The sequence below is a fragment of the Saccharibacter floricola DSM 15669 genome, assembly GCF_000378165.1.
GTDB classification, from domain to species: domain Bacteria; phylum Pseudomonadota; class Alphaproteobacteria; order Acetobacterales; family Acetobacteraceae; genus Saccharibacter; species Saccharibacter floricola.
Genome location: NZ_KB899343.1, coordinates 25,599 through 39,620, shown reverse-complemented (window position 1 = coordinate 39,620; position 14,022 = coordinate 25,599). Strand labels below are relative to the sequence as shown.

Here is a 14,022-nt window from a genome sequence, read left to right as displayed (position 1 = left end):
CACTGTAACATCATCCAAAACCCCCATCATCGAGGACCCGGCATTGCTACCGCAGGTAGTCACGATTTTTCATGTAAATGCTGGAAATAAGCATCCCTCCACAAGGGGTCAATGGAAAACCCATATTTCTTCCCTCGCGACGGGGATCAAATATGCCAAAATTATGGCTAAACATCAAAGGGTAGAGGCTCTAAAACCCTTATTTATCGCTTCCAACCCCTCTTCACAGAATTTTATGACAAAATTGTAGGAAAATACTCACGTACGAGCGCTTCTCACCCCTTGCAGGTCTAGTCAGGCTTTGTCATGGTACTGAGATAATTCTCATTGATCTAAATGTTTGAGGTAATTCTATGCGGCTCCCCCGCTCCTTATTCGCCTGCACTACTCTTCTGAGCGGCTTGGCGTTTGGTACAGCATCCTTCGCAGCTCCAATGCCAGCAGCACCGGTGGCAAAAACACCAAGCCCCGATTCAGTCATTGCAACGGTTGATAACCAAAAAATTACCATCTCTGACATTCAACGCGCCGCTAGTGCCCTGCCACAGCAAGCACGTCAGATCCAACCTAAAGTCCTTATTCCTCTACTCATTAACCAATTAATTGACCAAAAAGCGATCCAGATTCTGGCAGAAAAAGAGGGATTGAGCACCAAGCCAGAAGTAAAGTCTGCGATGGATTCAGCTGCAGGCAATGTGCTTCAAAATGCATATCTTGAGCAGCAAGTTGCTCCTAGAATTACCGATGCATCCGTTAAAAGCTACTATCAGGCTCACTACGCCAACCAAAAACCTGAAGAGGAAGTGCATGCACGCCATATCCTCGTCAGCACAGAAGCGCAGGCCCAAGATCTGATCAAGAAGCTCGACAAGGGTGAAGATTTCGCAAAGCTTTCATCCCTGTCATCAACAGACAAGGCGTCTGCTGCTGCCGGTGGCGATCTTGGCTGGTTCAAGCGTGGTGACATGAACCCTGCTTTCTCCAATGCAGCCTTCTCGCTAAAACCAGGCCCTGTCGCACAAAAACCCATTCATACGGAATATGGTTGGCACATCGTTCAGGTGCTTGGCACACGTATGGCGCCCGTTCCAACCCTTGAAGAAGTGCAGACTACCATTCGCCGTGATATGGTGCGTGAAGAAGTCCGCAAGGTCGTTGAAGCTGCTGAAAAGCAGGTCAAGGTCACGCATTACGATAACAACGGGAAGCCGATCTCCAATGCGGCGGCCCCTATGCAACACGGAGCTCACTAACTCATGGCGACGTCACATCCTCGTTCCCCTCTAGCACGGTCTTTACCAAACCTGATGCAGGTCGCTGGAGTGCGCCTCAGCGGTGTGGCGGCGCATATCCGTTATGAGGGGCGCAAAGACCTCGCTTTGTTCGAATTTGCGCCCGGAACGACAGCAGCCGGCGTTTTTACGAAGAATACCTGCCCAGGGGCACCTATCCCCTGGTGTCGTCAGGCTCTGGCCAACACGACCGAAGCACGCGCCCTACTGGTAAACTCTGGCAATGCCAACGTGTTTACAGGCCGCGCTGGCGATGAAGCGGTGGTGGCTTGTGCAACTGAATTAGCAGACCAACTAGAATGCCCCGTCGAAGATATTTTCCTCGGCTCAACTGGCGTTGTCGGTGAAATTCTACCCTATCAGCGCATCTTAAAAGCCCTACCAGAAGCCATTGAGGCTTTATCTGAAGATGGGTGGGAAGATGCACTCACCGCCATTATGACGACAGACACCTTCCCCAAAGCGGCCTGTCGTGAAGTCTCCATTGGTGAGACGACCGTCAAAATTCAGGGTATCGCTAAAGGCTCCGGCATGATCGCGCCTGATATGGCGACGATGCTGGCCTATATCGCAACCGATGCAAAATTACCTCAACCTGTTTTACAGTCCCTTCTTCAAGAGGGCGTCGGTCCCAGCTTCAATGCAATCACGGTCGATTCGGACACCTCAACCTCTGACATGGTCATGGCCTTTGCAACGGGACAAGCCGACCATGCTGAGATTACGGAAGCTGATGATAATGCTCTTGATGACTTCCGCGATGCGTTCCACGACCTGATGAAAGAGCTTGCTCAGCTCGTTATTCGTGATGGTGAAGGCGCCACGAAGCTTATCCAGGTGGAAGTGCAAGGTGCAGAAAGCAACGAGTCGGCTCGTAACGTCGCGTTTTCTATCGCTAACTCACCATTGGTAAAAACCGCTATTGCTGGGGAAGATGCGAATTGGGGCCGAATTGTCATGGCTGTGGGGAAAAGTGGTGAACCTGCCGACCGCGACAAACTCTCTATCGCTGTTGGTGATTATTGGGTTGCCCGTAACGGCGCAGTCGCAGAAGAGTGCGATGAAGAAGCGCTTTCTCGCTATATGCGTGAGCAGGAAATCACGCTCACAGCAGATCTCGGGATTGGCAAAGGTCGCTCCCATGTGTGGACCTGCGATCTTACCCACGGCTATATTGACATCAACGGCTCCTATCGCAGCTGATACCGTACGTATTTAGCTCATCGGCAAGAGGGAAAGGCCTTTCCCCCTTGCCGTTTCTTTACAAACGAGTAACAACTAACATCCTATTTTTCCTCGGTTAGCAGGAGGAAAAACCCAGCAAATAAGCCCTATTACTCTAATAGGGCTTGTATGTAGCAGCGCTCCCCGGTAGCAGAGATATTCTTTTTTCGTAATTTGTTACACTCAAAAGAATTGAGGAGCGGTCCATGTCTGCTGACAAACATGTCATCATTCTCGGCGGAGGTATTGGCGGCCTAGAAGCCGCTATTACTCTTTGCCGCCAAAACACAGCGTCTGTCACCCTAGTAGACCCCAACCCAGTTCACATCTGGAAGCCCTCGCTTCATGAGTTCGCCTCTGGCACGATTGAGCATGGCGGGAACCTCTTTTCTTTTATAGAACTCTCCAAACGCTTTGGCTTTGATTTCATTCAAAGTTCACCGGAAAAAGTTGAGCGCGATAAGAAAATTGTGCACCTCAATAATGGTCAGCATCTCCCTTATGACCGCCTCGTGGTGGCTATTGGGGCCCGCGCAAATGACTTTGGTACACCGGGCGCACAGGAGCACTGCCTTTTCCTAAACACCCTCAATGATGCCAACGCCCTTCATGAGCGCTTCCGCAACGCCCTCATCATGGCTCAAAAAACGGGAGAGCCTCTCACGTTAAGCATTGTTGGTGGTGGAGCAACGGGTGTTCAACTTGCCGCCGAGCTATGCCGTGCGATTGATAGCACGCCTGAACTTGGGGAACATGCGCGCCGTCATTTGCTTAAACCAACATTGATTGAAGCAATGCCGCGCCTTCTGCCCGCTTTCCCCGAAAGTGTCTCTGAAGAAGCGAAAAAAGAGCTCGAGAAAATCGGCTTCGATGTCATCACTGAAGGGATGGTCAGCTCCATTGATGCGCAGACTGTTACCCTCAAAGACGGACGCTCAATTCCCGCCGCTATGCGCATCTGGGCAGCAGGCGTTAAAGCTGGGCAAGCAACCGATCTATTCGATGGGCTAGAGCGGAGTCGAAGCGGTCAACTTATCGTGACATCGACGCTTCAATCAGTCGATGATGAGAATATTATCGCTCTAGGTGATTGCTCACATATTAACACCAACCCAGTCGCCCCGACAGCACAAGCAGCCCGTCAAGAAGGGCAATATATAGGACGCATCGCCCTACCCCGCCTTCTTAAAGGGCAGACCCCACCGCCTTTCGCTTATCACGATCGCGGCGCTGTTGTGGCTCTAGCAAACTATAATGCATGGGGCATGTGGCCATCGAAAAAAGCCTTTGGTGGACATGGTATCGGTGCATGTTTTGCACGCTTTGTTCATGAAGGACTATTTCGACAACACCAGCTTTGCCTGAGCGGTATTGTCAAAACGGCTTTTGTCACTCTGCGCGAGCATCTTTCCCCAAATCGTCCAGACTTGGCCGATAAACCCTCTAAAAAGAATTCTTAATATATCTCTATGGAGCGCCTCATAAGCGCTCCATAGGCTTTCTTCATCATGAATGGCCTATAAAGAACGACGCTTTCCTCTTGCAGAAAGGGCCGTTTCTTTTTCATATGAGTCTCATGATGACCATGACCTCTTCCTCCACCTCGTCATCCGGCCCTATCTCGCTGGATGCTATTAAAAACCGGCTCCAGGCAGAGGGCTTCATGTTCCTCCCTGCCCAACAGACGCGAGCCCTCCTTCAGCAGCAACATGCCGCTGATTGGGAAAGCTTTGCAGATAGTTGGAATGACCTCGGCGTGGATCGCTACATGGCCGATGGGGGGCGCTATCGGCGGCGACGCTATGCAACCTTCTCACTCGCCGATGGCCATATCACCCCGAAGCAACACCAGCCTCATTATCAAAGCCGCGACTATAATCTGCTCAATGGCGGAATTGAGCGCTGGTTTAGTCCCATCAAAGACGAGATTGTCGAGCACCCGACCTTACGCGCTATCCTCGCTATGAGCGCAGACATGGCGTCATCACTGACACCGACCTCACAGCATCCTTATAAATGGCATGCAGAGGTGCACCAATTTCGTATTGAAGCTGACCCTCAGACACAAGCGAAACCCACACCTGAAGGAATGCACCGTGATGGTGTCGATTGGGTTTTTGTCTTCATGGTAGATCGCGACAATATCCGCGAAGGGGTCACCAGCATTCATACTCTCGACCAAAAAACCACACTTGGATCATTCACCTTGGCTCAACCGATGGATGCCGCCATTGTCAATGATCACCGCGTATATCACGGTGTGACCGCTGTGGAGCCTGAAGACCCCACCAAACCTGCCCATCGTGATGTCTTAGTCGTCACCTTACGCTACGAGTAAATACAGGTTCACCGGGTTTCAGTTTCATCAATCTGAGACTCGGTGCCATACGCACCACGAACAGTATATTATTTTGGGGAAACATTGGAGCGGATGAGGGGAATCGAACCCCCGTATGCAGCTTGGGAAGCTGCCGTTCTACCATTGAACTACACCCGCATCTCTTATGTGCCCTTTTCTTACCCTCCCTTCCCGCGTCATGCAAGCCCTCCATTGGGAGAAAAACCGTACTGCTTTTCTTGACGGCTTTCCTATGGAGCTTCATAGTGAAGCCCTATCTTTCCTCTAAAGTTTTTGGAGGAGACCTCGTGATTTGGGCGGCCGGCTTGCGGCGAGGTTAAAAAATTGCGCTAAAGAGGCCCTGTTTCTCCCCTTAAAAGAGCAGGACTTCCACGGCCCACCACAGCGTTTGCGCTTGGCAATGCGCAGATATTGATGGAGGGATCCTCTATGTCATCTCACACACACTCATCTTCATGGCGCACAGCGACCCATCTACTCCATGATGCCCGTAACCGCACGCCTCACGGTGAAACGTCCGATGGGCTCTTCCTGACCTCTGGCTTTGTATATGACAATGCCGAGCAAGCTGCGGCTACTTTTGAAGGCACCATTGATCACCTGCAATATTCCCGCTACGGCAACCCAACCGTAGATACGTTGCAAGAGCGCCTCGCTCTGCTTGAAGGGGCAGAAGCCTGCTTGATGACCTCAACAGGCATGGGGGCCGTTTCTTGCGCTCTATTAGCCGGGCTCAAAGCCGGTGACCGCGTCGTTGCCTCCTCCGCGCTGTTTGGCTCCACCCACTGGCTGCTCAGCCATTTACTCCCAAGCTACGGCATCGACACCGTCTTACTTGATGGACGCGATGATAAGGCATGGGAGGAAGCCCTCTCTCAACCGACATCTGTTGTGCTGATTGAAACACCCTCCAACCCTATGCTGGATGTGCTTGATATTCAGCGTATTGCTGAACGTGCTCATAAGGCTGGGGCCGTTTTTATGGTCGATAACGTCTTTGCCACCCCTGTTGGTCAACGCCCGCTAGAGCTAGGAGCGGACGTTGTGATCTACTCCTGTACCAAGCACCTAGACGGCCAAGGACGCGTAATGGGGGGCGCTGTTTTGGGAAGCAAAGAATGGGTCACTGAAAAGTTACAGCCCTTTGCCCGCAATACCGGTAATACGCTCTCCCCCTTTAATGCATGGGTTCTCCTCAAGGGGATGGAAACACTGGATCTTCGCGCTCAAAAAATGGCCAGTAATGCAGCCCGTGTTGCTGATGCGCTCGCTGAACTCCCCGGTGTGACAAAAGTCTTTTACCCAGGCCGGAAAGATCATCCCCAAGCGTCCATTGCCCAGCGTCAAATGCGCGATGGCGGTTCTATGATCGCTTTTGAAGTCGCCAATGGCAAAGAGGGCGCTTTTGCCTGCATGAATGCCTTCTCTATTATCGCCATTTCAAACAATCTTGGTGATGCACGAAGCTTGGTCACTCATCCTGCCACCACAACACATAAAAAACTGACGGAAGAAGAACGCGCACAGCTTCGTATTACCGATGGTTCCATCCGCTTCTCCGTCGGATTAGAAGACCCAGCAGACCTTATTGATGAATTAACACGGGGTGCTCAGGCTGCTTTAGCCATAAAAGCCGGCTAAGAGCACGAAGAAGAACCTGACAAATGGCTGGGATGATTCTAGAAAGGCGTCATGTCTGACGATTCATCCCATACAGCCACAACAACGCGCTTTGACCTAGATACAGCTGAAGAGTTCAAGGCCCCTCCTTGCTATACGGCGACAACACATGATGTTGTCGTCAGCGTACGCACCTTTTGGCTGGAAGAGCATTCCACACCAGAAGACGGCGAGTATGCGTGGCTGTACCATGTCGTTATTGACAATGGCAGCTCTGAAAATCTGCAACTCTTGTCACGCAGCTGGACAACACTTGACGCAAACGGCCAACGGGAAGACACGCAGGGGCTTGGTGTGGTCGGGGAACAGCCCTTTATTGCCGCCAAAGGACAGTACCAATATACGTCAGGTGCCGAGCTCAAAACCCCAACCGGGTTTATGAAAGGGCTCTTTCATATGATCGCACCCGATAGTCGGCAACATTTTGACATCACCATCCCCACTGTCAGTCTTGATAGCCCCCATCATGGCGGCCTCATCCATTAAGAAAAGGACTTTGCTGCCTTGAACGCCTCTTCTGCACCCTATCGTCGTAAACGTGTTGCAGCCCTCCTCTTGGCCGCTGGTCGTGGGCGCCGTTTTGCTGCGAGCGCCCCGGCAACTACGCACGAAAAAGGCGCATCACAGCCAATCAGCAAACAGTTCCATACGCTTCGTGGCCTTCCTGTTATTCGCCATGCAGCCCTAAGCTTGCTGCCCCATGTTGACGTCGTTCAACCTGTCGGGAGTGATCCTCTGCTCGCTGAAGCGCTTAAGGGACTCGACGTGCTCCCTCCCGTCGATGGTGGTGCAGAACGCCATGATAGTGTCAGGGCCGGTCTGGACGCGCTCGCTCAACTACCCGAACCACCAGACCTCGTTCTTGTCCATGATGGGGCACGCCCCTACGTCCCAGCCCGCGTCATAACCGACACGATCGCGGCTTTAGAGCAGCATAAGGGGGTCATTCCCGCCCTTCCAGTGAGCGACACACTTAAGAAGGTCGAGAACGACCTCATTACAGGCACCGTTTCCCGTGCAGGGCTCTGGCGCGCACAAACCCCACAAGGTTTCTCCTTCCCTCTTCTGCGTGAGCTCCATCATCGCCATCGCACCGCGCTGACAGACGATGCAGGGCTACTGGAACATGCTGGGCATCATGTCGCCATTGTTATGGGCTCAGAAGATATTATTAAACTGACTGTTTCGGAGGATTTGATGCGTCTCGACCGTGTCATGGACCAAAACCAACCCCCTATGCTGCCCCGCGTTGGGCTGGGCTACGATGTCCACGCTTTTGCCGAAAATCGTAAGCTTATTCTTTGTGGGATTGATATCCCCCATGAACGCGGCCTCGCCGGGCATTCTGACGCTGATGTGGGCATTCATACACTCTGTGATGCTATCTATGGGGCCCTCGCTGAAGGGGACATTGGACGGCATTTCCCCCCCAGTGATGATAAATGGCGCGACATGGATTCCGCACGTTTCCTTGTCCATGCCGGAGACCTTATCCGCTCCAAGGGTGGCATGTTAGTCAATGCTGATATCACCATCATTTGCGAACGCCCCAAGATCGGCCCTCATGCCCAAGCTATGCGCGAACGCCTCGCGGAGCTTCTTAAGGTCAATGTCAGCCGTATTTCTGTCAAGGCTACAACGTCAGAACGTCTGGGCTTTACAGGACGGGAAGAAGGCATTGCCGCGACAGCTGCTGTCAGCCTTATGGTGCCTGATAGCGGAGAATAATCCCTCTCACGTCAGCCCCCTTTTCCAAAAGGGGGCTTTTTCTTTTGAGACTATTCAGCCTTGCCGCACGAGCGAAAGAAACTGCATCGCCTCACGAATATCGTGCTCTTTGCGCTCAAGCGTTTGGGCCATTTCCGCGTCATGCCCCCATTTCTTAAGCTGATAGCGCTCATCCGCTTGTCCAAGTGCTACCGCCTCTTCCAAGCTCAACACGTCATATATAACCGCAAAAGCTAGCAACAAGCTCCCAAAAACAGGGGCAATAACACCTAATGCCGCCAGCGTATCTGCATCGAGCGTGCCTAATAAACGGGCTAGCCCGTCTTGATACGCTTGGGGATGAGAGAGCGGCATAATCCCTGTTGTGGCATCGGGGGACAAAGCATGATGATGCTTCGCCCATGCCAGCACCCGCCCGACAAGCTGTTCATCCTGCGCAGCAGAGCGATAACATAACGCGTCATCCAATCCATAGGCCAAGAGCTGCTCCCGCATCTCGTCCATATATGGTGCCACACGCTCAATCCGTGTGCCACTCATACGCGTGAGAGGCAGTTCCTCTGGCGTAAAGGGCGCTTTAGGCTCGATCGCCTGCCACTCCTTCACTAAAGCCTGCCCTAAAGCCTTAGAGGCCACTGCCAGTGTCGTGCCTTTAGGAAGTTTGACAGGACGGCCATCCAAGGCCGGCGCGTATAAACCGCCCTTCTGCGTGTCTAAAGTAACCTCTTTCCAAAAACGTTTACGTGGCTGGCTCACGGCTTTCCTCCAATCCCAAGGGCTTTGAGAATATCACTGGTGCGAGAATGCTCCCCTGACAAAGCCGGAATAGGCAAACCATCGTGGCCATCACGCGCTTTACTAATCACCTCTTGGCAAAGATCCTCCGCTTCCGTGCCTTGGCCAATATCAAGCTGGTTTTGCCCACCTTCTGTGCGGAGCGATGTTATTTGCGGTGCTGTGATCGTCCCAGCAACACGTATCGGCATGCTCATCTCATTCCCGGCCAAGCTGACATGTGGCAGGAGCTGCAATGACAAAGCACCATCATCAAGTTTGACCTGCCCATGCCCCTTCACGAGGAAATGCTTTGTCTGTGCACCGAGCGCTTCCAACACGCCCTGCCCATGATGGAGATTAACCCGAACAGCCGCACAACGCAGGCCCATCGTTCCATTCCCCAGCTTTAAGAATGCTGCGGCGGGACCTGCCAGAGGAGCAAGAACAGAAGTATGAATCTGCCCCTTCACCACAGAAAGTCCCATCGCGCCTTCTAGGGATGAGAGAAGAGCCTCTTGCGTGTCCCCTTGGGTCTCAAGCGCACCATCAAGCTGCACAGGCCCCTCAAAGACAGGAGATTGCCCAATAAGTTGGAAGAACTGCGTTGACGGCATCATCCATGGGCTTGCTTGCACACGCACCGTCGTCGGATGCGTGGTGTTATCAATCTCGACTTTCGCTGAGAGCGCTACCCCACCAACACTGGCCTTTAATGGATCAACCAACAGGCGGCGGTCCCCAAGAGCTAAGGTTATATGAGCGTCGCGGTAATCCATTCCATAAAACGCTAATTGATCAGCTGTTAGATCCAGCAAGATATGATGCGTATCAAGAAAGGTACGCACGGCCTGAAGGCGATCAGAATGGTCTTGCGATCCTTGTGCCGAAGGGGAAGCCTCCTCTCCATCTCCTTGCACAGAAGCAGGAAGGAGAGCGTCTCCGTCCGCATGCGTTAAATGGAGATGAGCCTCAATAGAAGCCGGTTGGGAGGCAACGGGGCGTGTAATAGAAAAGCGCCCATCTCCCCCAACTTCACGACTATCGAAACGCAGATCATGCACATCAAGCTGTTTAAGCCCTTGAGGTGAAAACGCCCCTGCGGATAGCTGCCCGTTTAGCGATAAGCCATGTACAATGGTGCCAGAAAGCCCTTGTTCAATCCCCGGAAGCTCGGGTGCCTGCAACATATCGGCTTGTCCATCAAAACTCAGCTGACTCGCCTGTCGCCCCAATGTCCCTTGAGCATGAAACTGCACACCATCTTGCTCGGCCGCTGTTTTATGCTCACGGTGATTCAATAACATCATGAGGTTACGATCACGCCCTTGCAAGGTTGCTTCCAGGGGAACGGTGGGCTGATCCGGCTGTTTCCACGCTGCCACGCTTTTTTCCAACGTGCCAAGCTGAGCGCGAACCCCCCACGAAAAGCGCCCCCAATCCGCGTCTCCATGAATGGTAAGTGGCGCAAGAGACGCGTCAGCATCCATTTGTAATTGCCGTAAATGCAACGGTGCTTCAATGCCGAGCGTGCCTTGTGGGAAATCGACACTACCAAGCTGAACATGCATCTGGACTGGGTAAAGCTTCCCCGGTAGGGCCGCTAATCGTTCAAGAAACCCGCCCGCTGGTAACTCTGGTTCATCACGCTCACGCACATCTACCATGCCACCAACAGACTGCACCGCTGGCACCCCGATATGAGGGAATAATTGCTCTATATCGCGCAAATCTGCCCAATGGCCTTGCATGCTGAGGCGTAAACCTTTCAAACGATGAGGGTCTGTAAAAGAACCATCCATCACCATCTGATCCTGCTGGCCTTCTTTTCCAAACGTCAGCCCAAGACTAAAGCCCCATGGCTCACCTTGAGGCGTAGACGCTGAAAGAACGCGATGGAAAGAGCCCATACGCCCCTTAAAATTGAAAGGCGTTTCTCCATGATACGCATGAAGGTCAATCCACGGGCTCACACTATGCATGCCCTGTAAATCCAACGACGCAATCGTGAAACCGCCGCTGCGTTCCTCCCCTTTGCTGGAATGATCATCACGCCAAGACAGCTGAGCGCTCGTCACATGGAGCGCGTCAAAAGAGACTTTCCAGTGCGCATGTGGAGTGATTGTTGAGGGAGCATCACCCATTTTCCGTGCTGCAGGTTTGTCATCCGCCGTGAAAGGGAGCCAAGAAGAACAGACACCATCATGCGTACGATGCAGGGTAATCTGAGCATTCTCTACAGTGAAGTCCTGAAACGATACTTCCCGATGCAGCAACGCCAGAAGAGAAATATCCGCATGAACAGATCGAGCTTGCACAAAAGGCGTGCAACCAGAACGCGTTAAGACCACCTGACCTGCATGGAAGGACGGCCACGGGAACACCTGGAACGAAGCCGTTTCCATCTTGAGGTCAAGGCCGGTTTGTTCATGAAAAGCCTGCGTGACATGGTCACGCACAGCCTTTTGGTCAATCAGCATATAGGTTCCGATACTGATGCCCAAAAGCATCACGACCAACATGATCAAAATTCCGACCAGCTTTTTCATCAGCTGCGACCTTTCGCGTCTTAAAAATTAGGAAATGCGTTTGGGTTTAGGAGCCGCCTGCACCACAAAACCAAGCATCCGGAATGTGTCCACCATATGCTTTGGCAACGGCGCTGTCACACTCAGTGTTCCCCCCGCTGGATGCGGGAATGTTAGCGTGCGGGCATGAAGATGCAGCCGCTTTGCAAAACCAGTGGGGTGTGGCGTCTTCGCGCCATAGCGAGGGTCTCCTAAAATAGGCGTCCCGAGGCTTTCACAATGCACACGGAGCTGATGGGTGCGCCCTGTCAGCGGAGACAAAGCCAGCCAGCTAAAGCGCTTCCCAGCGGCATCAAGCGTCTCATACGCACTTTTGGCCGATTGCGCATCCTCATCGCGGCGGTCTGCTGGCACAACGAGCGCTGCCCCACCCGCACCAACCTTTGCAAGAGGTTGATCAATCACCCCATCACCGGGCATCGGACGCCCAACTACAATAGCCCAGTACGTCTTCTCTACCGAACGGCTACGAAATGCAGCAGCCAACTTTGCAGCAATCCCCGGTGTGCGTGCTAAAAGCAGCAAGCCCGACGTGTCACGGTCGATCCGATGCACCAAACGTGGACGATCCCCGCCCGGCGGACGGAGCCCATCAAGCATCATATCAATATGTTCATGAATACCCGGCCCACCCTGTGTCGCCAGACCAGAAGGTTTATTGAGCACAATAAGTTGATCATCTTGATACAAGATCATCGACTCGATTCGCCGCGTTAAATTTGGATCGGGCGGTGGCGGTGGAGCCGGACGGCTTTGGTCAGGCAGCGGCGGAACACGCACAGTCTGCCCCGGGAAAAGACGATGATTCGCCTGAACACGCTTCCCATCAACACGCACTTGCCCTTTACGGCACAGCTTCTGCAAAGCTCCTTGCGTCAAATTCGGGTAATGACGACGGAACCAACGATCAAGGCGTAGGTCAGCCTCATCTTCGCTTATGATACGGTTTTCAACACTCATGATTGGCGAGATGCCCGTTTCTGAGCCAACATGTCCAGACGTTTTATGATCCTTTCTTCAAATCCACGATTAACAGGGTGGTAAAGTTGGACGCGTTCCATCCCATCAGGGAAGTAATTTTGCCCCGAAACGCCGTCTTCATGATTATGATCGTATTCGTACCCTTCCCCATAACCGAGGTCTTTCATCAACCCCGTCGGCGCATTACGAATATGAGCTGGTGGAATAAGGCTCCCCGTCTTTTTGGCCAAAGCTCGCGCCGCTTTATAGCCCGCATACACCCCATTCGATTTTGAGGCGACGGCCATATGCACCACCGCTTGTGCAAGAGGAACCTCTCCTTCTGGCGAGCCCAAACGCTCATAAGCCTGCGCTGCTGCTTGCGCGAGAGGCAAAGACGACGGGTCGGCCTCTCCAATATCTTCTGCTGCAAAGCGCACCAAGCGGCGCGCAATATAGCGCGGGTCTTCCCCACCTTCTAACATACGCGCAAACCAATACAGGGCCGCGTCTGGGTCACTCCCACGGAGCGATTTATGGAGAGCAGAGATCAGATTATAATGTTCTTCGCGATCTCGGTCATAAAGGACAGGGCGTCGCGCAAGCACTTTCGCCAGCTCTTGCGGCCCTAGATGACGCGCATCCTCTTGCGTGGTGAGTGTGAGGAGCTGCTCCACCATATTAAGCAAATAACGCCCATCCCCATCGGCCATCGCCCGTAAAGATGCTCGCCCTTCACGCGTTAAGGGGAGAGTTCGTTCCGTAAGCTGTTCTGCATGGGTCAGAAGCCCTTCAAGGGCTGCATCATCAAGGCGATTGAGAACAAGCACCTGACAACGTGATAACAAAGCGGAATTTAGCGCAAAAGAAGGGTTTTCCGTTGTGGCACCAACCAGTACGACCGTGCCACGCTCCACATAAGGGAGAAAACTATCTTGCTGCGTGCGGTTAAAACGATGGATTTCATCAACAAAAAGCAGCGTACCCTTGCCGGTGCTATCAAGGCGTTTATCAGCTTCTTCAAACGCCTTCCGTAAATCCGCAACGCCAGAAAAAACAGCGGAAAGCTGCGCGTAAAACAACCCGGCCTGTGAGGCTAACAGACGAGCTATCGTGGTTTTACCACAGCCGGGGCCGCCCCATAAAATCAAGCTCGGCAGCGTACCACGCGAGAGCATACGTGTCAGCGTGCCGTCTTCTGCAAGAAGATGCTCTTGCCCACGCACATCTTCCAGCCGTGTCGGACGGAGACGATCAGCCAACGGTTGCGTCCGAGGGGCAGAACGACGCCCCTGACCCGAGGAGGTCTGACGAGGAGCTATGTCTGACGAAGGAGAGGAAGCCCCAAAAAGATCAGACGTATCGGCTGTCATATCCATATTCTTCTCACCATCCTGACCTATCGGCATTCCATCGT

The 14,022-nt window shown here is 52.9% G+C and carries 11 protein-coding genes, 1 tRNA gene and 1 riboswitch; of the genes, 7 read left to right on the top strand and 5 right to left on the bottom strand.

Annotated elements, in window-relative coordinates; all coding sequences use genetic code 11:
• Positions 1–353: 353 nt before the first annotated feature.
• The 4 genes from F457_RS0109260 (at position 354) to F457_RS0109240 (ending at position 4,854) form a co-directional block, all read left to right on the top strand.
• Complete coding sequence (locus F457_RS0109260; protein ID WP_018980861.1) at positions 354–1,253, top strand: peptidylprolyl isomerase; 900 nt, start codon at positions 354–356, stop codon at positions 1,251–1,253.
• A 3-nt stretch (positions 1,254–1,256) separates the two neighbouring features.
• Positions 1,257–2,495 (top strand): bifunctional glutamate N-acetyltransferase/amino-acid acetyltransferase ArgJ, encoded by a 1,239-nt coding sequence (argJ, locus tag F457_RS0109255; protein WP_018980860.1) that lies wholly within the window; start codon positions 1,257–1,259, stop codon positions 2,493–2,495.
• Between the two features lie 227 nt (positions 2,496–2,722).
• Positions 2,723–3,976, top strand: coding sequence for an NAD(P)/FAD-dependent oxidoreductase (locus tag F457_RS0109250; protein WP_018980859.1), 1,254 nt, complete (start codon positions 2,723–2,725; stop codon positions 3,974–3,976).
• Between the two features lie 125 nt (positions 3,977–4,101).
• Complete coding sequence (locus F457_RS0109240) at positions 4,102–4,854, top strand: 2OG-Fe dioxygenase family protein (RefSeq protein ID WP_026294325.1); 753 nt, start codon at positions 4,102–4,104, stop codon at positions 4,852–4,854.
• Between the two features lie 85 nt (positions 4,855–4,939).
• On the opposite strand, the gene F457_RS0109235 is transcribed toward F457_RS0109240, so the two are convergent.
• Positions 4,940–5,013, bottom strand: a tRNA-Gly gene (locus F457_RS0109235).
• Between the two features lie 136 nt (positions 5,014–5,149).
• A riboswitch (SAM riboswitch) is annotated at positions 5,150–5,229 on the top strand.
• 75 nt (positions 5,230–5,304) lie between these two features.
• On the opposite strand from F457_RS0109235, the gene F457_RS0109230 reads away from it, so the two are divergent.
• Genes F457_RS0109230 through ispF form a run of 3 tightly spaced genes read left to right on the top strand, consistent with a single transcriptional unit; the run spans position 5,305 to position 8,283 of the window.
• Positions 5,305–6,516: an aminotransferase class I/II-fold pyridoxal phosphate-dependent enzyme gene (locus F457_RS0109230; protein ID WP_018980855.1), complete on the top strand. Its 1,212-nt coding sequence runs from the start codon at positions 5,305–5,307 to the stop codon at positions 6,514–6,516.
• 51 nt (positions 6,517–6,567) lie between these two features.
• Positions 6,568–7,041: a Co2+/Mg2+ efflux protein ApaG gene (gene apaG, locus F457_RS0109225; RefSeq protein WP_018980854.1), complete on the top strand. Its 474-nt coding sequence runs from the start codon at positions 6,568–6,570 to the stop codon at positions 7,039–7,041.
• Between the two features lie 18 nt (positions 7,042–7,059).
• Positions 7,060–8,283 carry a 2-C-methyl-D-erythritol 2,4-cyclodiphosphate synthase gene (ispF, locus tag F457_RS0109220; RefSeq protein ID WP_018980853.1) on the top strand — a complete coding sequence of 408 codons (1,224 nt, stop codon included), beginning with the start codon at positions 7,060–7,062 and terminating at the stop codon, positions 8,281–8,283.
• A 54-nt stretch (positions 8,284–8,337) separates the two neighbouring features.
• On the opposite strand, the gene F457_RS0109215 is transcribed toward ispF, so the two are convergent.
• From F457_RS0109215 to F457_RS0109200, 4 genes are read right to left on the bottom strand one after another with little or no spacing between them, the layout of a single operon-like run.
• On the bottom strand, positions 8,338–9,039 hold the full coding sequence (locus F457_RS0109215; RefSeq protein WP_018980852.1) for an ATP12 family protein: 702 nt from the start codon (positions 9,037–9,039) through the stop codon (positions 8,338–8,340).
• Complete coding sequence (locus F457_RS0109210; protein WP_018980851.1) at positions 9,036–11,606, bottom strand: AsmA family protein; 2,571 nt, start codon at positions 11,604–11,606, stop codon at positions 9,036–9,038. The genes F457_RS0109215 and F457_RS0109210 overlap by 4 nt, the downstream gene beginning before the upstream one ends.
• Before the next feature lie 27 nt (positions 11,607–11,633).
• The gene (locus F457_RS0109205) at positions 11,634–12,605 is read right to left on the bottom strand and encodes an RluA family pseudouridine synthase (protein WP_018980850.1); all 972 of its coding nucleotides are present in this window, start codon (positions 12,603–12,605) and stop codon (positions 11,634–11,636) included.
• Positions 12,602–13,984 (bottom strand): replication-associated recombination protein A, encoded by a 1,383-nt coding sequence (locus F457_RS0109200; protein ID WP_018980849.1) that lies wholly within the window; start codon positions 13,982–13,984, stop codon positions 12,602–12,604. The genes F457_RS0109205 and F457_RS0109200 overlap by 4 nt, the downstream gene beginning before the upstream one ends.
• Positions 13,985–14,022 lie beyond the last annotated feature (38 nt).